The sequence below is a fragment of the Pseudomonas sp. 1152_12 genome (assembly GCF_052850675.1).
The window spans coordinates 284,385-303,934 of the sequence record NZ_VXCW01000004.1 but is presented as its reverse complement, the minus strand read 5'-3'; the positions used below and the strand labels follow the sequence as shown (position 1 = coordinate 303,934).

Below are 19,550 nucleotides of genomic sequence, written 5' to 3'. Positions count from 1 at the left end.
TTAAAAAATTCAGGACCAGCGGCGGAAGATCAGCGAGGTGTTGACGCCGCCAAACGCAAAGTTGTTGTTCATCACGTAATCGTTGTGCATCTGGCGAAACCCCCCTTGCAGGTAATCCAGCTCGCCGCATTGCGGGTCAACCGAGTCGAGGTTGAAGGTGTGCACGTACTGGTCGCGGTTCATCATTTCGATGCTGAACCAGGACTCCAGCGCACCGCACGCTCCCAAGGTGTGACCGAGAAAGCTTTTCTGCGAGCTGATGGGCATGCGGCTGCCGAACAGGCTACTGGTGGCCAATGTCTCGGCGATGTCGCCTTGGTCGGTGGCGGTGCCATGGCCGTTCACGTAGCCAATGGCGGCAGGCTCAAGCCCGGCGTCTTCCAAGGCCAACTCCATCGCGCGGCGCATGGTTTTCTGCTCGGGGCGAGTGGTGTGCTGGCCGTCGGCGTTGCTGCCGAAGCCGACCAGTTCGGCGTGGATGTGCGCACCGCGCGCCAAGGCGTGTTCCAGTTCTTCGAGCACCAACATGCCGCCGCCTTCGCCGATCACCAGGCCATCGCGGCCACTGTCGTAAGGGCGTGGGCTGGTCTGTGGAGCGTCGTTTTTCAGGCTGGTGGCGTAGAGCGCATCAAATACCATGGCTTCGGTGGGGCACAGCTCTTCGGCGCCGCCCGCGAGCATCAACGGCAGGCGACCGAACTTGATCGCCTCGTAGGCATAGCCAATGCCCTGGCTGCCACTGGTGCAGGCGCTGGACGTCGGGATCAAGCGCCCGGTGAGGCCAAAGAAAATACTGATATTCGCCGCCGTAGTGTGCGGCATCATGCGCACATAGGAGTTGGCATTCAGCCCCTCGGCGACCGAGTTCAGCAGCATATTGCCAAAGGCCTTGATCTCGTCGGTGCTGCCGGTGGACGAGCCACAGGCCACGCCCATGCGCCCGTCCTTGATCGACTCGTCGCCGAGCAAGCCGGCGTCCTGCAATGCCTGCTCCGCCGCCCACACGGCCAGGCGCGAGACGCGGCCCATGCTGCGCAGTTGCTTGCGCGTCCAATGGGCGGGCACGACGAAATCGTCGATCGGCCCGGCCAGGCGCGTGTTCAATTCGGTGAAACGGTCCCACTCGTCCATGCGCCGAATGCCGCTGCGGTTGGCGCGAAAGTTGGCGGCGATGGTGTCCCAGTCGCAGCCCAGGGAGGTCATGCCGGCCATGCCGGTGACGACGACGCGCTTCATCAGCACAGGCCTCCGTTCACGGCCAACACCTGGCGAGTGATGTAAGCGGCCTCAGCCGACATCAGGAAGTTCACCGCACCGGCAACTTCTTCCGGGGTGCCCATGCGTTGCGCCGGGATCATCTTCATCAGCTCTTCGACCGGCACGTTTTCATCCAGCATCGCGGTGTCGATCAAGCCCGGCGCCACGCAGTTGACGGTGATCCTGCGCTTGCCCAACTCGATAGCGAGGGCCTTGGCGGCACCGATCAAACCGGCCTTTGACGCGCTGTAGTTCACCTGGCCACGGTTGCCGATCAATCCGGAAACTGACGTGATACACACGATGCGTCCGGCCGCACGACGACGAATCATCGGCATCATCACCGGGTGCAGCACGTTGTAGAAACCGTCGAGGTTGGTGCGCATCACCACGTCCCAATCGTCTTCGGACAAGGCCGGGAACGCGCCGTCGCGGGTCAGGCCGGCATTGAGCACTACGCCGTAATAGGCGCCATTTTGCTCCACGTCGGCCTCAAGGATGTCTTTGCAACTGGCGCGATCCGCCACGTCAAATTGCAGTACGCGCGCTTTGCGCCCCAAGGCTTCGATCTCGACCTGCACCGCGTCGGCTTCAACGCGGCCGCTGCGGCAATGCAGCACGATGTCATGCCCGGCCTGCGCCAGGCGCAGGGCAATGGCGCGGCCGATGCCACGGCTGGAGCCGGTGACCAGTACGGATTCAGTCATGGCGTTTCGTCCTTCGGTTCATCTAAATAATTGGCCGCCTGTGGCGGTCGAAATACGTTCAAGCGTGCGCTGGCCTGGATACCGTCGCCGGTGAGGTGGCATTCGAACACACCCATGCCGTTGTCGTCTTCCAGCGAGCGCAGGCCGTGGATGCGCAGCTCGGCGCCTGCTGGGAAGTGTTCCACGTTGCACTCGAACTTGCGCGTGCCGAGCAGGAAGCCCAATTCCACCGCATCGCCTTTCTGGCGCGCGCGGCACCCGGCATAGGCGGCGACGCTTTGCGCCATCAACTCAATACCGACCCAAGCTGGCAGGCTGCCGTCCGCGCGGTTGAACAGGCCGCCGGGCTTGACGGTGAGGCGGGTGTGAATCTGCTCTTCATCGAACGACAACACCTGGTCGATCAGGATCATGTCGCCCGCGTGGGGCAGCAGTTCGGCGAGTGGCCAATCGATCATGGGGCCTCTGCGATTATCAGGCTGACGTTATTACCGCCGAAAGCAAACGAGTTGCTCATCAGGCAGCGTTTTTTCAGGGTGTCGCCGGTCTGCGCCCATTGCAGGGCCGGCAGCGCCGGGTCGGCGTGGCCATCCCACACATGCGGCGGCACTCGGCCGTGGGCCAGGCTCAGCCAGCAGAACGCCGCTTCCAATGCACCGGCGGCACCAAGGGTGTGGCCGGTCATGGGCTTGGTCGATGAGCAAGCCACGCCTTGGGGAAACAGGCTGGCGACAGCCAGGCTTTCCATGGCGTCGTTGTGTTGGGTGGCGGTGCCGTGCAGGTTTAGGTAACCGACCTGCTCGGGCACAAGTTTTGCGCTGGCCAAGGCCTTGCGCATCGCCTGCAATGCGCCTCTGCCGGTGGGCTCTGGCGCGGAGATATGGTGCGCGTCGCAACTGGCACCACTGCCTAGCAAGGCAATCGGCGCCCGCTCTCTAGTCATCAGGAACAGCACGGCCGCTTCGCCGATATTGATGCCGTTGCGGTTCACGGAGAACGGATTGCAGCGCTCGCTGGAGACGGCTTCCAGCGAGGTAAAACCGTTAAGCGTGAGCTTGCACAGGCTGTCGACACCGCCGCAGATCACCGCGTCGCATACGCCCAGGTCCAGCAGGCGCTGGGCACTCATCAACGCGCGGGCGCTGGAGGTGCAGGCGGTGGAAATCACATAGGCCGGGCCGCTCAGTTGCAGCCAGTCGGCAAGGAAATTCGCCGGGGCGCTGAGTTCCTGTTGTTGGTAGTCGTAGTCGCCGGGGAATTGCTGGTCGCGCAGGTAGTTGGCAATACCACGGCTGGCTTCGTCGATGCCCGAGGTGCTGGTGCCCAGCACAATGGCGACCCGCGCGGCGCCGTAGGTGTGGATCGCCTGCCGGATCTGATCTTCGATTTGCAACGCCGCTTCCAGCAGCAACTGGTTGTTGCGGCTGCTTTGCTGGTTCAGCTCAGCAGGCAGAGGCACCAACTCGCTGCGCACGCCGCCAACCGGCAACACTCGCTCCGGCACCCAACCACTCTCGGCGCGCATGCCGCAGCAGTCGCCGGCAAACAGGTTGCGGCTGACTTCATCCTGGCCGCGCCCCAAGGCGCAGATCAGACCCAGGGCATTCAGGTAAGCCGTCATCGGGCGGCCCCAAGCGGCGTGATGCGGTAGCTCAACCGTTGACCCGCCATGTTCACACTGAACACCTCTGACGACTGATAGACGATTTGCCAATGGCCCGGCAGCGTACGTGTGAGGTCCATGGCTTGGGCACTCGGGTAAAGCGCGCGTACGTCATCCGATGAAGTCAGGGCAAACAACAACGCGGCAAACAGCTCGCGTGCCGCAGGATTGGGCGGCAACAAGCCATCGGCCTGCCACTGGCCATTGATCAGTTTCTGCCGGGCCTGGGGAATGCCCAAAGGGTCCATCATCGACCAGCGAATAGCAGCGCCTTCGCGCTGGATCACCAGCAGCCAGTCCTGGCTCTGGGCTCCTGCCTGGCGCTGCACGTGCAGTTGCATCGGTAAGGCCAATGCCGGGGTTTTCTCGGGCAGCGGCGGCTGGCTGGCGCAGGCGCTCAACAGCAACAGACAGCCGATCAACAGCAGGCGGATCATGGTGCAGTGCTCACTAAAGGTTTACGCGCCACGCAGTTCACCAAGGTTTCTTCACGCTGGCCCACTGGTGGCGGGTTACGCAGGCCCCAGCGTTCGAGCAGGCCAAAATCGCTGGAACGGCTCCACCACAAATACGGGTACGAGACGTTCTGCGGGCCGAATTCAAAGCCCTGTTCGCGCAGCATTTCCAAATATTCTTCGGCGCTTTTTTGCACGTGCATCGGGTGGCGGAACAGCCAGCGAATCACCCACGTGTCGATGTAGGCTTCAGTGGATTCGGCAAACAGCAGGTAGCCGCCCGGCTTGAGCACACGGTAGAACTCTTTCAAGGCGCGATGCTGTTCCACCAGGTGATGGAAGGTCTGGTGGCAGAACAGGATATCGACGCTTTCGTCCGACACCTCAAGCGTGGCGCAGTCGCTGCCAATCAGCTCGATGGACAAGCCTTGGCGCGCGGCTTCGGCTTTGCTCAGTTCCAGGCTGTGGGGGTCGGCATCCAGGCCGATCAGGCGCTGCGGCGCGAACACGTGCTGCAAATACTGGAACGACTTGCCCTGGCCACAACCGGCGTCCAGTAACACTGGCGCCACCGGTAACGGCTCGGTGAACAAGCTGCGCAGGTCGTTGATCGCCACGCGCAATACATGGTGCTGCCAGGTGTGGCTGCGCAGGAACCAGAAGCCGAACTTGGTTTCTTCGACGTAGTTTTTACTCAGGTATTGAGTGCTCATACTGGTTCGCCCGCACAAATCTCCGACAACATCCGCAACCGCCGCTTGGGCTCGCTGACAAATGGGTTGCGCTCATCCCACGCATAACCGGCGAGGATCGAGCTGATCATCCGGCGAATCTCTGGCGAGCTGCCCGGGTGGAAAATCACATCCTGGAAGGTGCCGGCATACCAGCCTTCGACGTAGCAACGGAAGGTGTCGACACCGCGCTTCAACGGCTCTGCAAACTCGGTTTGCCAATCCACTGTTTCGCCCTTGAGTTGGCGATGCAGCAGCCCCGCGGCCATGCTCGCCGAACGCATGGCGATGGTCACACCGGAAGAAAACACCGGGTCGAGGAATTCCGCCGCGTTGCCCAGCAGCGCAAAGCCCGGGCCGTGCAGGGTTTTGACGTTGGCCGAGTAGCCACCGATGGTGCGCGCGGGGGTGTCCCACACGGCATTTTGCAGTGCGCGGGCAAGGCTTGGGGTTTCGTCGATAAAACCGCGCAGGCAGCCATCGAGGTTGGCGTCGCGGCCGTCGAAGTGCTCCTTGGCCGCGACCACGCCTACCGAGCAACGGCCGTTGCTGAACGGGATGGTCCAGAACCAGATGTCGCGCTGGGTGGGGTGGGTGGTAATCAGAATCTTGGTGCGGTCGAAGCCTGGGTATTCGATACGGTCTTCAACGTGGGTGAACACCGCCTGACGCAGCGGGAAGTTCGATGGCGCTTCCAGGTCCAGCAAGCGCGGCAGCACGCGGCCGTAGCCGCTGGCGTCGAGCACGAACTTGGCCTTGAGGTGGTACTCGCTGCCATTCTCGCGGCGCACGTGCAGGTAGCGGCTTTCGCCTCCAAAGTCCACGCCGACGATGGTTTCGCCGTAGCGAATATCCACGCCCTGCAAGGCAGCCTGGTCAGCCAGCAATTTGTCGAATTCGCCGCGCTGGACCTGGAAGGTGGTGGACTTGCCGTTGCTGAACGTGTCACTAAAATCAAACGCACTGTAGCGCTCGCCCCAGGCAAACGCGGCGCCAGTTTTTACCTGGAAACCCGCCGCCTGCACGGCCTCGAGCATGCCGGCCTCTTCGATAAAGTCGATGCAATGCGACAGCAGGCTTTCGCCAATCGAGAACCGTGGGAAATGCTGGCGCTCGATAATCAATACATCATGCCCGTTGCGCTTTAACAGCGCGGCTGCGATAGCGCCGGATGGCCCGGCACCGATCACCACCACCTGGCGACGTTCCATTTCAACTATAGGCACGAGGGCTCCTTGCCGCTATGGCAATAATCACATTCATAAGGCGTGCTTCTGATGGCTGGCCCAAGGCGCCAGCATAAAGCTGAATGCCAGGCCCAGGCTGACCGACAAGCCGAAATTGCTCACGGCGGGCGTACTCGACACTGCCAGCAGGCCAAACGACAACCAGGTCGTCAGCGCCGCCAGCAGCGTACCTAAAAGACTCACGGCGGGGCCGCCGATTTGTTCGCGCATCAAAATCGCGTAGTCGACGCTGATGGCCGTGACCAGCAGCAGGCCGAACAGGCTGAACAGGGTCAACGGCTGGCCCAACCAACCCAGGCTGGCCAGGCTGCACAGCGCCGCCAGCAGCGGCAAGGCGACGATGCGCAAGGCCCCGGCAAAGCCGAACGGCAGGATCAGTAGCAGCACGATCAGCACGCACGACATCAATTTCAATTCTGCGGCGCTGATCTGGGTGTCGGCGAATACCTGGTTTAAATCGCCCAGGCGATCGACCAACTGCACGCCGGGTAAGTCCAGCGCCTGCACCCGCAGCAGCGCAGGGTTGTTCAAGCCTTGCAGGCTGACCATCGCCGCCACGCCGCCGTCTACCGGGCCGAGCCACAATGTGCGCCAAGGCTCGGCCAAGGGGCCGATCAGCGCGGCGTCGATGTCTTCGGTGGGCAAGGCTTGCAGCTGTGCGACTTCGGCTTGCAGGGCGCTGGCGGGTACGCCGAGGTCCAGCAGCGGTTGCCAGTGCTGTGGGAGCTTGTTTAACGCATCACGCAACTGTTGCTGCTCGGCGGGCAAATTGACCAGTTGGTTGAGCGCCAGGTAACCCTGCAGCTTGTCCATATTCACCAGTTGGTCCAGACGTTGGCCCAAGGCCGCCTGACGCTCCAGCAACTGCTGCTGGTTGTCGGCCCGCACCAGAAAGAACTGGCTGGTGGGCTGGAAGCCGGTGATGCGCGCCACTGCCTGAGCTTCCTGCAGCAGTTGCGGCGGGGCGCCGATCCATTGGCGAATATCGTTTTTGCTGTTCAGTTGCCACAGGCCACCGGCACAAAACAACAGCACCCACGCCAGCAGAAATGGGCCGGGTACCCGTTTGAGTAACGAGGTGCGCAACAGCCACAAACATTCGGCGATGCGCAGCGGCCATTGCGCGGGGCGCAGTTCCACGCCTTTGAGCAGCGCGGGCAGCAGGCATACGGCCGACAGGTAGGCACCGACTAAGCCTGCGGCGGAGAACACCGCGATTTGCGTCAGCGCCGGAAAGGGCGTCCAGGCCAGCGCCAAGTAGCCGATGCAACTGGTGGCCAGGCTCAGGCTCAGACCCGGCAGCGTCAGGCGCAACGCCGGCCAACTGCGCCACGGCTGCAGGCTCCAGCTTTTCGACAGGTAGTGCAGTGGGTAATCCACGGCCACGCCGATCAGGCTGGAGCCCAGCACCAGCGTCATCACATGCATATGGCCGAACAGCGCCACACAGGCCACCGCACCAAACAACACGCCCACCAACACCGGCACAAAGGCCAGCAGCACGCGCCAGCGGCGGAACGCCACAAGCAACAGCAGCAGAATGCCAAGGGTCGCGCCGCCGCCGACCCAGGTGATTTCCCGGGCGGCCTGTTGCTGCCCATTGGCCGCGTAGAGCAACCCGCTGGCAGCGAGCAATTGCGCGCCTTGTCCGAGGGCCTGCGTGCGGCTGGCCTGGAGCAAATCCGCCACTTGCAGTGGCAGTTTCATATCGAAGGCATTGCCGGTGGTGCGCGCGCGCAACAGCACCCAGCTTTTGCTATCGGCATCGGCAATCAGCGCGCCGCTGCCGATATCCAGTTGCACCGAACCGTGCTGCGGCTGGCTGTTCTGGATACGCCCGGTGAGGCCGAGCCAGTCGTCCTGGCTCGGCACCAGGCTGAACCCGGTGAACGGGTCGAACAGCGCTTGTACACGCTGCTGGATGAACGCGTCGGGGTGCTCGATCAGTTGCTCGCGGTCTTTGGTCGAGAGCATCGCCAGTCGCCCGCGCAGCAATTGCTCACGCAGTGCCGGCAAGTCGGCGTGCAGGTTCCACTGGACCTTTTCAAACAGCCCGCTGGCTTGCCAGCGCTCGCCCAATTGCTGCGCGACGGCCACGGCTGTTTGCCGATCGGCATGCCCCACCAGCACCAGCATTTCGCGGTTCAGCGGTTCCTGCGTGCGTTGTTCGGCTTTTAGCTCGAGCGCATCCGGCGTGCTGCCCGGCACCAGTTCCATCAGGTTGGCCGACAGCGGCGCGCCATGGCGCCACTGCCAGCCGGCCAGGGCCAGCACGGCCACCAGCAGGATCAGGAACAGGCGCGGTAACAGGCGCTCACTGGGCAAAGTCGTGACGCTCCGTTTCGCTCAAGGGTTGGTCGCCTGTGCTGTTTTGCATGCGCAGCACGGTGCTGTCGCCTTGGGTTTCCAGCAGTTGGATGGTTTGGACCAGCTCGCCGCCGTCGATATTGATCTGGGTGAAGACTTGCTTGAGCAGCAAGGAGCGTGGGGTCAGCGTTAGCTTCCATTGCTTGGATTCGCCGTGCAGTTGCAGGTCGAAGTCGCGCTGCAGGCCACTGCTGTCGCCCTGCAGTACGGCGAGAAACAGACGGTTCTGCTCGGCACCGGCGCTCTTGTTCGGCAGCAGTTGCCAGCCGTTGGTGTCGCGGCGCGCGATGCCGTGGGCGCTGATGCGGTAGTCCTGTTGCAGCGGGGTTTTCAACAGCCACAACAGGCCGTGGTCTTTGGCGAGCACGAAAGTGCCTTTGCTGACCAAGGGTTGCGGCAGGGCGCGCAGGTGTTTTTCCTGGATGAAGGTGCCGTGGATCACCGAGGGCTTGGCCAACTGATCGCTGAGTTGTTGCAGATCAAAAGCATGGGCGCTGAAGCTCAGCAACAACCCAATTAATGTGGGAACGGGCTTGCCCGCGAAGAACCTGAGGGCGCTGCGCAGTGTCAGGCGGTTCGCGTTATCGTTAACGACCTTCGCGAGCAAGCCCGCTCCCACATTGGATCTCATTTCAATGCCCTTTCTACGGCGTGGGTGAATACGTGGGGGGAGGCCAGCTGCATTTCGCGGCTGGCGATCTCTACCGCCACTTGCACGGTGCTGGCGCGGGTCAGGCGCTCGCCGCTGGCCAGGTCGGTAATCAGGTAGTTCACCTTCAAACGGTTCTCCCATTCCACCAGGCTGGCGCGCACATTGATGGTCTGGCCAAACGTGGCGCCGCGCACGTAGCGCAGTTGCATGTCGATCACCGGCCAGGCGTAGCCGGATTCGAGCATTGCGGTGTAGTTATGGCCGAGCTTGTCCAGCAGCGCGCAGCGCGCCACTTCCAGGTATTTCACGTAATGCCCGTGCCACACCACGTTCATGGTGTCGATGTCGAAAAACGGCACAAGGATTTCAGTGTCGCAATGCAACACGCCCTGGCTACGCATGCAGCCTCCAGTGTTGCTCGGCGATACGTTTGAGGCACAAGCGCAGTTCGCTTTCCAGCGCACGGTCTTCGATGACCGGCGGGAAGTCTTTGGCGAGTGCTTCGTGCATAGCCGCCAAGGCTGGTGGCAGTGGCCGCGCGCCCTCTGCCTGGGCACGCAGCCACACACCTTGGTTGGCCGCGAGCAGAGTGGCGGCCGCCACTTGTTCGGTCAGCTCCAGCACGCGGATCGCATCGCGGGCGGCGATGGTGCCCATGCTCACCTTGTCCTGGTTATGGCACTCGGTGGAGCGCGAGAACACGCTGGCCGGCATGGTGTTTTTCAGCGCTTCGGCAGTCCAGGCGCTGGTGCCGATCTGCACGGCCTTGAAACCATGGTTGATCATTGCGCGGTCGGCCGGCGCGCCGGACAGATTGCTCGGCAAACCGTGGTTGTAACGCACGTCCACCAGCAGTGCGAGCTGGCGGTCGAGCAGGTCGGCGACGTTGGCCACCAAGGTCTTGAGGCTGTCCATGGCGAAGGCGATGTGTCCGCCGTAGAAGTGTCCGCCGTGCAGCACGCGTTCTTCTTCGGCATCGATGATCGGGTTGTCGTTGGCGCTGTTCAGTTCGATCTCGATAAACGAGCGCAGCCAGTTCAGGCTGTCAGCCAACACGCCGAGTACGTGCGGCGCGCAGCGCAGCGAATAGCGATCCTGCAGGCGGTGCAGTGGCGCGGTGGGCGCATCAATTGCCAAATCCTTGCGCAGCCACGCGGCGACTTGCATCTGCCCCGGATGCGGCTTGGCGGCGAACAGGCGCTCGTCAAAGTGTTCCGGGTTGCCTTGCAGCGCCACCACGTTCAGCGCGGTGATGCGCGTGGCCAGTTGCAGCAGGTAGTCGGCGCGGGCGAAGGCCAGGCAGGCCAGGCCAGTCATCACGGCGGTGCCGTTCATCAACGCCAGGGCTTCTTTGGGGCGCAGCACCAGCGGCTCCCAGCCCAGCTCCCGGTGTACGTCGATGGCTTGGCGACGTTCGCCACCGAACAGTACTTCACGCTCACCGGACAAGGTCGCGGCCACGTAGGACAGCGGCGTCAAATCGCCGCTGGCGCCCACCGAACCTTCTTCTGGGATCAGCGGCAGTACGTCGTGTTCCAGAAACGCATGCAGACGCTCCAGCAGCTCCACGCGCACCCCGGAAACGCCGTGGCACAGCGACTGCAAACGCGCCGCCAGCACGGCGCGGGTAGCTTGCGCGTCGAGCAATTTGCCCAGCCCGCAGCCGTGGAAGGTGTACAGATGACGCGGCAACGCCTCGACGTGCTGCAACGGCACTGCCACCACGCATGAGTCGCCGTAGCCGGTGGTCACACCGTAGATCACGCCTTCTTTGTCCAGCAGCGAGTCAAGGAACTGCGCGCCTTTGGCAATGCGCTGGCGATACGCCGCGTCGCCCTGTAACTGCGTGGGCGCCTGACGGTTGGCCAAGGCCAACACGTCTTCAATGCGCAAAGCGCGTTCGCCAAAGGTTACTGGTTCAAGGTGCGTCGTCATCGGTCTTCCAGAAAGGGTAAAAGTTGAACCATTGTTGGGGCGCTTGCAGGCAGAACTGGCCGAGGCGGGCGGCGTAGCGCGCGGTCCACAGGCTGATGACCTGCTCGCGGGTGCTGCGTTTCCATTCGATCAATTGGGCGAACGGCTCGATGGTCAGGCGATAGCGGCCCTGATGCTTCAGGCACATCAGCAGGTTGACCGGGCATTTTAGCAACCCGGCCAGCAGCCACGGGCCTTGGGGGAATGCCGCCTCAAAGCCGAGGAAATCCACACGCACCTTGCGCCCACCGTGCAGCGGCACGCGGTCACCGGCAATTGCCAGCCACTCGCCGTCGTCCAGGCGCTGGCTGAGCAGCAGCATGGTCGCCGGGTCCAGTTCGCTGACTTGGATCAAGCGCAGATGTGTGGCCCCGGCTTCGCCCAGCAGGCGGTTGAAACGCTCGGCGTGCTTGGTGTGCACCAGTACGTTCATGGTGACTTGTTCACCCATCTCCGCCAGTGCGCGGCACACTTCAAGGTTGCCCAAATGTGCGCCGACCAGCATCTGCCCGCGCTCGCCGCGCAGTTGCCCGCGCAACTGCGCCGGGTCGTTGATTTCGATCTGCTCCAGGCGCAGCTTGCCGTTCCAGACGTCGAGCTTGTCGAGCAGTGAATCGGCAAACGCCATGAATTGGCCGAAGACTTTTTTATGTGTGGGCCGCAGCTCGTCGCGCCCGCTCCAATCGGCCAGGCGCTGCTGGTATTCCCAGGCGCTGTGGCGTGCGGTGCGGCCGAACAGGAAGAAGTACAGCACGATGCCGTACAGCAGCGGGCTCAGCAGGCGGCGGCCGAGGACCTTGGCGGCCACGGCGGTGAATTTCATCAGCCAGAAGCTGCCGCGTTCCTCGCGGTCAGCCCAGTGCTTGGTGCTGTCGCTCATGCCTGCCACCGTCGCCACAAGATCATGGGGGCGCGCACCAACATGCCGAAGAAAAGCCGAGTGTGCATGGCCGAGATGCGTACGTTGTCGCGTAGCAGGCGGAAGTGCGACAGGCCGTCAGTGGGGTAATGCACCTGGGTCGGCAGCCAGCGCATCGGCTGGTTACGCCAGGCCAGGCGCACCAGGATGTCGGAGTCGAAATCCATGCGCGTGCCGATGTAGGCCGAGTCCATCAACACCAGGGTGGGCGCCAGCGGGTACACGCGAAAGCCGCACATCGAGTCGCGGATTTGCAAAGACAAGGTGTTGATCCACACCCAAACGTGGGTGAGGTAGCGCGCGTACAAGCGGGCCTTGGGCACGCTGTCGTCGTATTCTGGGTAACCGCAGATCACCGCGTCGGGGTGCCGGCGGGAGCTATCGAGGAAATTCTCGACCTCACGCAAATCGTGCTGGCCGTCGGCATCCACTTGCAGGGCGTGGGTGAAGCCCAGGCGCGCGGCTTCGCGGAAACCGGCCATGACCGCACTGCCCTTGCCCTGGTTGTTGGGCAAGGTCAGCAGGGTGACGTTTTCCAGTGTCGCCAATTGCGCCAATACCGCCGCGCAGGCCGCGCTGCTGCCGTCGTCGATCAGCAGGCACGGCAGGCCGCTGTTCAACAGGCTGTGGACCACGGCGGGCACCGCGGCTTCATGGTTGTAGACCGGGATCAGCGCGCAGGGGTTATGCATGCGCGTTCACCAATTGAATCCGCCCACTGGAGCAGGCTGCGACGCCGTTGCGGTAGGTGAAGTACAGCTTGCTGCGTTCCGGGTCAAAGCGCAGGTGCAGTTCGATATGGTCGCCGGGGCGCACCAGTTGCTGGAACTTGAGCACTTCCATGCCGGCAAAGGTGGCGGGCAGGTCGAGCAGTTGCTGGCCGAGGTTGAACGCCCACTCCACTTGCACCACGCCTGGCAGTACCGGTGTGACGGGGAAGTGGCCGCTGAAGTAGGCCAGGTCTGGCGGGATGTTCAGTTGCACGGTCCATTCACCGTTGGCTTCGACCTGCTCCAGCACTTCGGGCGCCTTTGGCCGTGGTGCCAGCAACAGCGCCGCCACGTCGGCCTGGGGCAATTTGCCTTGGGCATTCAGCGGCAACTGACGCAGCAGCCGCCAGCGACGTGGCAGGGCCAGTGCTTCGCAATGTTGGCTCAGGTGTTGGCGCAGGGTTTGGCTGACGGTGCGGCGGCCTTGGTTGCGCAGGGCATGCAGGCCCTCGGCGCTCAGCACCACCAGCGCACCGAGCGAGGCGCGGTTTTCCTGCACCACGCCCAAGCGGGTTTCTGCGACCCAGGCGTGGGTCATCAGCGCCTGTTCCAGCATCGGCAGGGAGATGCGCTTTTCTTCCAGCTTGACGATACGGTCCAGGCGCCCCAGCAGCTCAAAGCGGCCATCGGAATGAATGCGCGCAGCGTCGGCGGTCTGTTCGATATGCCCGGCAGGCAGGTAAGGCGAAGCAATGCGCAGGGCGCCGTCGGCGTCCTGGCTCAGGTGTACTTCGGCAAACGGCTGCCACGGCTGTGCACCCTGGCGCCAGGCGATGCCGCCGGTTTCGGAGCTGCCGAGGATTTCCGTGGGCCATTGCTGCAAGCGGTCGTACAGACTGCCGGCAGCCTCCACGGGCAACGCGCCGCCAGAAGAGAAGACACGCGACACCTGGCTCAGCGCGGGCCAGTCGAGGTTGTCGCCCATGCGTTTGAGCAGCGCGGGGCTGGCGACCCAGGCAAATGCTGGGTGTTCGCGGCTGGCGCGCTGTATGTCTTCGGGGAAGGCCAGTTGTTTGCGCACAAAAATGCGACCGGCGCACAACGGCCACAACACTCGGAACAGCAAACCGTAGATGTGCTGGGTGGCAACGCTGCCGATGATGCACGCGTCTTTCAGGTCCGCGCCCCACAGGGCCTCCAGCGCCTGAACTTCGTTAGCCAGTTGGCGCAGAGTTTTGTCGATACGCTTGGGCTCGCCACTGGATCCTGAAGTGCACAGGCTCAGTTGGCAGGTATCCAAGTCGAGTGCGGCAGCGCTCAACGGCGCCTGATACAACGCGTCGAGATCGGCGGCCTCAACCAGCCACGCATCCACGGCGGCGTTCCAGCGTTGGCGGGTCTGGGGTTGCAGGTCGGCAGGCAGCAACACGCTGACCCCGGCCCGCCAGGCACCCAGCAAGGCAATCGCGAGCAGGCCCGCGTCTTCCAGGTGCACCGCCAAACGCTGGATGCCGCGCGCCTGCAGGCCCGCCGCCAGGCTCAGGGATTGTGCCCACAGTTGGGCATGGTTCATTTCAGGCTCGGTGGTAACCGAACGCTGTTGCAGCGGCTCAAGCAGCAGGTGCTCAAGTTTCAACCCTTTCATACGCGGCCTCGAACCCTTTGTCGTACCAGCCATTCCACGGCAAACAACAATCCCATCAGCCCGTAGGCGATCAGGCCGTTGTACAACGTCCACCAGCCCAGCGGCGCCCATAGGGTGAGGGCGGCGGCGAGCAGGCCATTACACAGAAAAAATACACTCCACACTACGGTGACCTGGCGCGTATACACAATCGCGCTCGGCGGCAGCTGTGGGTCGGTCATGCGTGCCAGGCGCTCGACCATCGGCGGGCCGTATTTCAGGCTCAAGCCGAACAGCGCCAGCATGAACGCGCTGACCAGGCTCGGGTACCAGCGCAGTAATTGCGGGTTGTCGAACCAGGCCAGCAGCAAGCAAAACATAATCACCGCTACGGCCATCCAGCGGCTACCGGGTCGCCGTGCGCCCGTCAGCGCGCGCAACAGCCACAAGCTGCCCAATAGCAGGCCGAATTGCCATGGCGCAAAATGTTCGGTGCCGTAATACACCGCAAAAGGGTACAGCAGCCCTGCCAGCAACAGACCAAGGCCGATCAAGCGGCTCATGCGGCAGGCTGGACCAGGCGGTACACCGCCTCAACCACATCGTTTACGGTGCGCACGGCCTTGAACTCTTCGGCGGCGATTTTCTTGCCGGTCTGGCGCTTGATATGGTCGATCAGGTCCACGGCGTCGATGCTGTCGATCTCCAGGTCCTGGTACAGGTTGGCGTCGAGGGTGACGCGCTCCGGTGGCAGTTCAAACAGTTCCACCAAGGCATCGCGCAGGGTGTTGAAAATATCGTCACGAGTTTGCATGGTCCGGTCTCAAGCTACCTGTCTGGCCGTGACGAACGCCGCAAGGCTGGCCACGTTGGTGAAGTGATTGCGTGTGTCCTTGGCGTCGGCATCAATCTTGATACCGTACTTTTTCTGGATCGCCAGGCCCAATTCCAGGGCGTCGACCGAATCCAGGCCCAGGCCTTCGCCGAACAGGGTCTGCTCGCTGCCGATGTCGTCGACGCTGATGTCTTCCAGGCCGAGGGCCTCGATAATCAGCGCCTTTATGTCGTGCTCAAGGCGGTGTTGGTCGCTCATCTTCGGCGAGCTCCTTAATAAAATAGTGGTGCAGGTAATCGTTGAGCTTGCGTGAAGCCTGGGGCGCGGGCCCGAGTGCAGCAAAGGCGTGTGGTTCTATATCGGCACCCACGCGCAAACTGAAATGAAATCGACATTTAGGAATGCGATACCAGGGTTCTGCCTTGGTCAAGGTGGTGGGGCTGACCTTGATCACCACGGGGGTGATGATTGTCGCACCGCGCAGCGCAATGGCGGCGCCACCGCGATGAAAGGCGGGCGCTGCGCCGGGTGTGGTGCGCGTGCCCTCGGGAAAGATGATCAGCGTTTGCCCTTCACGCAGGGCCTGGGCCGCGGCGTCGAGCATCTCGGCGCTGCCGTCATTGCTGATATAGCACGCGTCACGCACCGGCCCACGGGTGAACGGGTTTTGAAACAGGCTTTGCTTGACCACGCAATTGGTTTGGCGCATCAGGCCGATCAGGAACACCACGTCGATCAGCGACGGGTGGTTAGCGATGATCATCTGGCCCGGTCGTCCAAGTTTTTCCGCGCCTTCGACGCTGTAGGTCAGCACACCAGCACGTTGCATCAGGCGAATGAAGAACCAAAACAGTTTGCTGATGGTGTGGCGAGCGCGGCGCTGGTGTTTTTCAGCACTGCCCGGCAGGCAACTGAGCAACGGGAATACCAGCAAGCGCAGGCACAGCCCGCCCACGCCAAACATAAAGAAGCTGGCGGCGGTGGCGAACAGGCGCCAGTAATAGGCGTCCCGTGGCTTGTCGGTCAGAGCTTGCGTTGCCAGTTCCATACACGGTTCTTCCAAGCATGTTGGCAGGCGACCTGTTCAGTGAGCAGGGTGCGCAGCAGGTTCAGGGCATGGGGCCACTGGGTTTGAGTGAGTTGGACAGCGCCGCTGTTTAGTTCCAATCGCCACTCGTCGCCCGGTGTCAGCAGCAGGCCGAGGGCGTAAGGGAAGGGCACGTCATGGATCCAGTTGGCGTAGGCTTCGGGCGGCTGTTCTTCGGTGATCACCAGCAATACCGCCGGGGCGCCTTCGTTGAGCAATGCGGCGGCTTCGAGCATGCCGTGCTCCAGGCCATCGCCGGCGGCGGCGAGCGCGGTCATTTCGCTGGTTTCATTGCGCAGGATCGACCACAGGCCGATCACCGCGTTATGCACCGACAAGCTGAACTGGGTCGGCGACAGCGGCTGGTCATTGGCCAAGTCGCTGAGGATGTCGAGGGTGCGCGGGGTTTCGCCGTGCCGGGATATAAATACGAGTGGCAGGCCTTCAAGGCCTTCGGCCAGCGGCCAACCCACGCTGAACGCCATGCGCGCCAGACGGCTCAGGCGCCGACGCTGCATGGCTGGCAGGAAGGATACGTCAGGCGAGACATTGCTGGCAGGCAGCGCCACTGGAGCCAGGCACCAGGCGTGCCAGTCGTGCGCACCCTCCAGGCCAGGGGCCCAAGCGCGCCATTGGGCGATGTTGAAAGTGATCACTGAGAAGTTATCCCGCCCCTGCGGGCTTCCATGTGCGGCCGTTGGCCCCGAATACCGGGACAGGGAGCATTAGCCGAATGGCGCGCATTATCCCGGTGCTGCGGGGTTCTAGCAAACATTGGTAAAAAAATGTTCACGGCTGGTTACAGTTTGGTTGGAAAGATTTACAGATTGTCCTTTACCTGAGGTCTGGCTAGGTTGTGGGACTATTCTTTTTCGTGTGTCGGCGACGTATGGCAGTCGAAGCGAGCAGGGCGCTTGATGCAGCAGTGCATGGATGAACGAGGTAGCTAACAGGCGCTTGTGCCCTCTACACTCGGACATTCATTGATACACGGAGGTTTTTCCATGCGGCGTGTGGTGTTCAATCAGAAAGGCGGCGTTGGCAAGTCCAGCATTGCCTGCAACCTGGCGGCGGTCAGCGCAAGTGAAGGCTATAGAACCCTGTTGGTGGACCTCGATGCACAGGCCAACTCAACTCAGTACCTCACCGGGCTGACCGGCGACGATATCCCGATGGGCATTGCCGAGTTCTTCAAGCAAACCCTGTCTTCCGGGCCGTTTTCCAAGAAGAACCGCGTGGATATCTACGAAACGCCGTTCGACAACCTGCACGTCATCACCGCGACCGCCGAGCTTGCAGACCTGCAGCCCAAGCTTGAAGCCAAGCACAAGATCAACAAGCTGCGAAAGCTGCTGGATGAATTGAGCGAGGATTACGACCGAATTTATCTGGATACGCCGCCAGCACTGAATTTCTATGCGGTATCGGCGTTGATTGCTGCTGATCGCGTGTTGATCCCGTTTGACTGCGACAGCTTCTCGCGCCAGGCGCTGTATGGCCTGCTGGCGGAAATCGAAGAATTGAAGGAAGACCATAACGAAGGCCTGGAAGTGGAAGGCATCGTGGTTAACCAGTTCCAGGCCCGTGCGAGCCTGCCGCAAAAGATGCTCGATGAGTTGATTGCTGAAGGGTTGCCGGTACTGCCGGTGTACCTGGCCAGCTCCGTGCGCATGCGCGAGTCGCACCAGGAGAACAAGCCGCTGATTCACCTGGACCCTCGGCACAAGCTGACGCAGCAGTTTGTGGAGTTGCATAACTTGCTGGAAAACGCGTGACGCTTGCCAGCACCACAATAACCCTGTGGCTGGCTGGCTGGCTGGCTGGCTGGCTGGCTGGCTGGCTGGCTGGCTGGCTTGCCTGCGATGCAGGCAACTCGGTCTGCCAGTAACACAGAGGTGATGCCATCGCAGGCAATCCAGCTCCCACATTTGACCGAGTTGATATTGGGTTTGGGTTACACCCCCTGGCTGCGCAACCAACTCATCAACTGCGGCAACGGAAACGCCCCGCTCTGGCGCGCCACTTCGCGGCCGTTCTTGAACAGAATCAAACTGGGAATCGAGCGAATCCCCAACTGCGCCGACAGCTGCTGATTAGCCTCGCTGTCCAGCTTGGCCAACCGACACTTACCCTCCAACTGCCCAGCCGCCTGCTCAAACACCGGCGCAAACGACTTGCACGGCCCGCACCATTCGGCCCACACATCCACCAGCAACGGCAGGTCGCCTTTTATTTGGCTCGCGTAGTCGCCTTGTTTCAGCTCAAAGGGCTTGTTCAGCAACACTGGCTGCTTACAACGCCCGCACTTGGGGGCATCAGCCAAACGTTCGCCGGGGATGCGGTTGAGGCCGTTGCAATGAGGGCAGGGGATGACGAGAGGTTCGGACATTGTGGGCTCCTTGGAATTGGCCATGGAGTGAATTTGGAGTCAGCGACCGGGTTTATCAAGGTGTGGAGCAAATGACTCATACACTCACAGTTTGCCCAAGCTGGTGTGAGGCGGTCTATCTAAGCTGTCAGCGCTTGTTCTGTTTTACGCCATCTGTCTGTTTGCAAATATAGCAAATTGCGATAATTCGGATTCGGATTTAACCTTCATAGCAAGATGCGATAAGGATGTTGCATGCGAGTGATCAGCGAGAAAAGGATCTGGGAAGTAAAGGAAAAGTGGCCACGTTCAGCAACGGCTTTGGATCAGTGGTATCGGGTAATGAAGCAAAACGCCCCCAAAGACTTCGCGGCGATGAAAGCCATGTTTCCCGCCACGGATAAGGTCGGGGAGTTTCATGTATTCGATATCGGAGGCAACAAGCTGCGGCTTGTTGCTGGCGTGGAGTATCGGGCGCAGCGCGTTTACATCAAGCACCTGCTTGATCACCGCGATTATGAGAAAGATAAATGGAAGGAAAAAATAAGATGAGTGCGCTTATGCGAGTAGCGGCCGAACACTGGCAATTTGTTTCGCCAGTGATGCGCAAACCAGAAAACGAGGCGGACTACGACGCGCTGGTGTGTGGTTTGGACGAGTTGTTAAGCCTGGTCGGCGAAAACGAGGACAGCCCGCTGATGAGCTTGGTAGATATCCTCAGTGACTGGATCGAAGCCTACGATCATGAGCATCGCCCAATGCCCGCCGCCAGTGGCGTCGACGTGCTGCGCTACATGATGCGCGAGCACGGTTTAAACCAGAGTGATCTGCCAGGTGTAGGTACACAGTCGGTTGTTTCAGAAATCCTGAGCGGAAAGCGCCAGCTCAACGTGCGGCAAATACGTTGGCTGGCGGAACGTTTCAGGGTGTCAGTGGAAACGTTTATCTAAAGGT

Annotated in this window: 23 protein-coding genes; 3 read left to right on the top strand and 20 right to left on the bottom strand. The window is 61.8% G+C overall.

The window, feature by feature from the left end:
* Window positions 1–9 precede the first annotated feature (9 nt).
* From FW764_RS09230 to FW764_RS09140, 19 genes are read right to left on the bottom strand one after another with little or no spacing between them, the layout of a single operon-like run.
* Window positions 10–1,236: a beta-ketoacyl-ACP synthase gene (locus FW764_RS09230; RefSeq protein WP_446433667.1), complete on the bottom strand. Its 1,227-nt coding sequence runs from the start codon at window positions 1,234–1,236 to the stop codon at window positions 10–12.
* On the bottom strand, window positions 1,236–1,964 hold the full coding sequence (gene fabG / locus FW764_RS09225) for a 3-oxoacyl-ACP reductase FabG (protein WP_446433666.1): 729 nt from the start codon (window positions 1,962–1,964) through the stop codon (window positions 1,236–1,238). The genes FW764_RS09230 and fabG overlap by 1 nt, the downstream gene beginning before the upstream one ends.
* Window positions 1,961–2,422 (bottom strand): hotdog family protein, encoded by a 462-nt coding sequence (locus tag FW764_RS09220; protein WP_083355642.1) that lies wholly within the window; start codon window positions 2,420–2,422, stop codon window positions 1,961–1,963. Before FW764_RS09220 ends, fabG begins: the two co-directional genes overlap by 4 nt.
* On the bottom strand, window positions 2,419–3,585 hold the full coding sequence (locus FW764_RS09215) for a beta-ketoacyl-[acyl-carrier-protein] synthase family protein (protein WP_446433665.1): 1,167 nt from the start codon (window positions 3,583–3,585) through the stop codon (window positions 2,419–2,421). Before FW764_RS09215 ends, FW764_RS09220 begins: the two co-directional genes overlap by 4 nt.
* Window positions 3,582–4,064, bottom strand: coding sequence for a hypothetical protein (locus FW764_RS09210; RefSeq protein ID WP_446433664.1), 483 nt, complete (start codon window positions 4,062–4,064; stop codon window positions 3,582–3,584). The genes FW764_RS09215 and FW764_RS09210 overlap by 4 nt, the downstream gene beginning before the upstream one ends.
* Window positions 4,061–4,795: a class I SAM-dependent methyltransferase gene (locus FW764_RS09205; protein WP_446433663.1), complete on the bottom strand. Its 735-nt coding sequence runs from the start codon at window positions 4,793–4,795 to the stop codon at window positions 4,061–4,063. The genes FW764_RS09210 and FW764_RS09205 overlap by 4 nt, the downstream gene beginning before the upstream one ends.
* On the bottom strand, window positions 4,792–6,039 hold the full coding sequence (locus FW764_RS09200) for an NAD(P)/FAD-dependent oxidoreductase (protein ID WP_446433662.1): 1,248 nt from the start codon (window positions 6,037–6,039) through the stop codon (window positions 4,792–4,794). Before FW764_RS09200 ends, FW764_RS09205 begins: the two co-directional genes overlap by 4 nt.
* Window positions 6,040–6,072: 33 nt before the next feature.
* Entirely contained in the window at window positions 6,073–8,385 is a 2,313-nt protein-coding gene (locus FW764_RS09195) for an MMPL family transporter (RefSeq protein WP_446433661.1), read from the bottom strand.
* Window positions 8,375–9,058, bottom strand: a complete 684-nt coding sequence (locus tag FW764_RS09190) for an outer membrane lipoprotein carrier protein LolA (protein ID WP_446433660.1) — start codon at window positions 9,056–9,058, stop codon at window positions 8,375–8,377. Before FW764_RS09190 ends, FW764_RS09195 begins: the two co-directional genes overlap by 11 nt.
* Window positions 9,055–9,480: an acyl-CoA thioesterase gene (locus tag FW764_RS09185; protein ID WP_446433659.1), complete on the bottom strand. Its 426-nt coding sequence runs from the start codon at window positions 9,478–9,480 to the stop codon at window positions 9,055–9,057. The genes FW764_RS09190 and FW764_RS09185 overlap by 4 nt, the downstream gene beginning before the upstream one ends.
* Complete coding sequence (locus FW764_RS09180) at window positions 9,473–11,014, bottom strand: HAL/PAL/TAL family ammonia-lyase (RefSeq protein WP_446433658.1); 1,542 nt, start codon at window positions 11,012–11,014, stop codon at window positions 9,473–9,475. Before FW764_RS09180 ends, FW764_RS09185 begins: the two co-directional genes overlap by 8 nt.
* Window positions 10,998–11,933: an LpxL/LpxP family acyltransferase gene (locus FW764_RS09175; protein WP_446433657.1), complete on the bottom strand. Its 936-nt coding sequence runs from the start codon at window positions 11,931–11,933 to the stop codon at window positions 10,998–11,000. Before FW764_RS09175 ends, FW764_RS09180 begins: the two co-directional genes overlap by 17 nt.
* A complete protein-coding gene (locus FW764_RS09170) occupies window positions 11,930–12,664 on the bottom strand; it encodes a glycosyltransferase family 2 protein (protein WP_446433656.1) in 735 nt (244 codons plus the stop codon). The genes FW764_RS09175 and FW764_RS09170 overlap by 4 nt, the downstream gene beginning before the upstream one ends.
* Window positions 12,657–14,327 (bottom strand): ApeI family dehydratase, encoded by a 1,671-nt coding sequence (locus tag FW764_RS09165; RefSeq protein ID WP_446433655.1) that lies wholly within the window; start codon window positions 14,325–14,327, stop codon window positions 12,657–12,659. The genes FW764_RS09170 and FW764_RS09165 overlap by 8 nt, the downstream gene beginning before the upstream one ends.
* Window positions 14,324–14,869, bottom strand: a complete 546-nt coding sequence (locus FW764_RS09160; RefSeq protein ID WP_446433654.1) for a hypothetical protein — start codon at window positions 14,867–14,869, stop codon at window positions 14,324–14,326. The genes FW764_RS09165 and FW764_RS09160 overlap by 4 nt, the downstream gene beginning before the upstream one ends.
* Window positions 14,866–15,120 (bottom strand): acyl carrier protein, encoded by a 255-nt coding sequence (locus FW764_RS09155; RefSeq protein ID WP_003187949.1) that lies wholly within the window; start codon window positions 15,118–15,120, stop codon window positions 14,866–14,868. Before FW764_RS09155 ends, FW764_RS09160 begins: the two co-directional genes overlap by 4 nt.
* A 9-nt stretch (window positions 15,121–15,129) precedes the next feature.
* The gene (locus FW764_RS09150; protein ID WP_083355630.1) at window positions 15,130–15,399 is read right to left on the bottom strand and encodes a phosphopantetheine-binding protein; all 270 of its coding nucleotides are present in this window, start codon (window positions 15,397–15,399) and stop codon (window positions 15,130–15,132) included.
* Window positions 15,377–16,189 (bottom strand): lysophospholipid acyltransferase family protein, encoded by an 813-nt coding sequence (locus FW764_RS09145; RefSeq protein WP_446433653.1) that lies wholly within the window; start codon window positions 16,187–16,189, stop codon window positions 15,377–15,379. Before FW764_RS09145 ends, FW764_RS09150 begins: the two co-directional genes overlap by 23 nt.
* Complete coding sequence (locus FW764_RS09140) at window positions 16,165–16,884, bottom strand: beta-ketoacyl synthase chain length factor (protein ID WP_446433652.1); 720 nt, start codon at window positions 16,882–16,884, stop codon at window positions 16,165–16,167. The genes FW764_RS09145 and FW764_RS09140 overlap by 25 nt, the downstream gene beginning before the upstream one ends.
* Before the next feature lie 348 nt (window positions 16,885–17,232).
* Between FW764_RS09140 and FW764_RS09135 the strand changes: the two genes are divergently transcribed.
* Window positions 17,233–18,003, top strand: coding sequence for a ParA family protein (locus FW764_RS09135; RefSeq protein ID WP_446433651.1), 771 nt, complete (start codon window positions 17,233–17,235; stop codon window positions 18,001–18,003).
* 179 nt (window positions 18,004–18,182) lie between these two features.
* On the opposite strand, the gene trxC is transcribed toward FW764_RS09135, so the two are convergent.
* The gene (gene trxC / locus FW764_RS09130) at window positions 18,183–18,617 is read right to left on the bottom strand and encodes a thioredoxin TrxC (RefSeq protein ID WP_446433650.1); all 435 of its coding nucleotides are present in this window, start codon (window positions 18,615–18,617) and stop codon (window positions 18,183–18,185) included.
* Window positions 18,618–18,851: 234 nt separating this feature from the next.
* Between trxC and FW764_RS09125 the strand changes: the two genes are divergently transcribed.
* Entirely contained in the window at window positions 18,852–19,148 is a 297-nt protein-coding gene (locus FW764_RS09125) for a type II toxin-antitoxin system HigB family toxin (RefSeq protein ID WP_446433649.1), read from the top strand.
* Complete coding sequence (locus FW764_RS09120) at window positions 19,145–19,546, top strand: helix-turn-helix domain-containing protein (protein WP_263274397.1); 402 nt, start codon at window positions 19,145–19,147, stop codon at window positions 19,544–19,546. Before FW764_RS09125 ends, FW764_RS09120 begins: the two co-directional genes overlap by 4 nt.
* The last annotated feature ends 4 nt before the right edge of the window (window positions 19,547–19,550 follow it).

Excerpts from the sequence above, each read along its gene's own strand:
- FW764_RS09220 (WP_083355642.1), bottom strand. The coding sequence starts at position 2,422 with ATGATCGATTGGCCACTCGCCGAACTGCTGCCCCACGCGGGCGACATG.
- fabG (WP_446433666.1), bottom strand. The coding sequence starts at position 1,964 with ATGACTGAATCCGTACTGGTCACCGGCTCCAGCCGTGGCATCGGCCGC.
- FW764_RS09175 (WP_446433657.1), bottom strand. The coding sequence starts at position 11,933 with ATGAGCGACAGCACCAAGCACTGGGCTGACCGCGAGGAACGCGGCAGC.
- FW764_RS09145 (WP_446433653.1), bottom strand. The coding sequence starts at position 16,189 with ATGGAACTGGCAACGCAAGCTCTGACCGACAAGCCACGGGACGCCTAT.
- FW764_RS09150 (WP_083355630.1), bottom strand. The coding sequence starts at position 15,399 with ATGAGCGACCAACACCGCCTTGAGCACGACATAAAGGCGCTGATTATC.
- FW764_RS09180 (WP_446433658.1), bottom strand. The coding sequence starts at position 11,014 with ATGACGACGCACCTTGAACCAGTAACCTTTGGCGAACGCGCTTTGCGC.
- FW764_RS09165 (WP_446433655.1), bottom strand. The coding sequence starts at position 14,327 with ATGAAAGGGTTGAAACTTGAGCACCTGCTGCTTGAGCCGCTGCAACAG.
- FW764_RS09215 (WP_446433665.1), bottom strand. The coding sequence starts at position 3,585 with ATGACGGCTTACCTGAATGCCCTGGGTCTGATCTGCGCCTTGGGGCGC.
- FW764_RS09170 (WP_446433656.1), bottom strand. The coding sequence starts at position 12,664 with ATGCATAACCCCTGCGCGCTGATCCCGGTCTACAACCATGAAGCCGCG.
- FW764_RS09125 (WP_446433649.1), top strand. The coding sequence starts at position 18,852 with ATGCGAGTGATCAGCGAGAAAAGGATCTGGGAAGTAAAGGAAAAGTGG.
- FW764_RS09160 (WP_446433654.1), bottom strand. The coding sequence starts at position 14,869 with ATGAGCCGCTTGATCGGCCTTGGTCTGTTGCTGGCAGGGCTGCTGTAC.
- FW764_RS09155 (WP_003187949.1), bottom strand. The coding sequence starts at position 15,120 with ATGCAAACTCGTGACGATATTTTCAACACCCTGCGCGATGCCTTGGTG.
- FW764_RS09135 (WP_446433651.1), top strand. The coding sequence starts at position 17,233 with ATGCGGCGTGTGGTGTTCAATCAGAAAGGCGGCGTTGGCAAGTCCAGC.
- FW764_RS09230 (WP_446433667.1), bottom strand. The coding sequence starts at position 1,236 with ATGAAGCGCGTCGTCGTCACCGGCATGGCCGGCATGACCTCCCTGGGC.
- trxC (WP_446433650.1), bottom strand. The coding sequence starts at position 18,617 with ATGTCCGAACCTCTCGTCATCCCCTGCCCTCATTGCAACGGCCTCAAC.
- FW764_RS09190 (WP_446433660.1), bottom strand. The coding sequence starts at position 9,058 with ATGAGATCCAATGTGGGAGCGGGCTTGCTCGCGAAGGTCGTTAACGAT.
- FW764_RS09210 (WP_446433664.1), bottom strand. The coding sequence starts at position 4,064 with ATGATCCGCCTGCTGTTGATCGGCTGTCTGTTGCTGTTGAGCGCCTGC.
- FW764_RS09120 (WP_263274397.1), top strand. The coding sequence starts at position 19,145 with ATGAGTGCGCTTATGCGAGTAGCGGCCGAACACTGGCAATTTGTTTCG.
- FW764_RS09185 (WP_446433659.1), bottom strand. The coding sequence starts at position 9,480 with ATGCGTAGCCAGGGCGTGTTGCATTGCGACACTGAAATCCTTGTGCCG.
- FW764_RS09205 (WP_446433663.1), bottom strand. The coding sequence starts at position 4,795 with ATGAGCACTCAATACCTGAGTAAAAACTACGTCGAAGAAACCAAGTTC.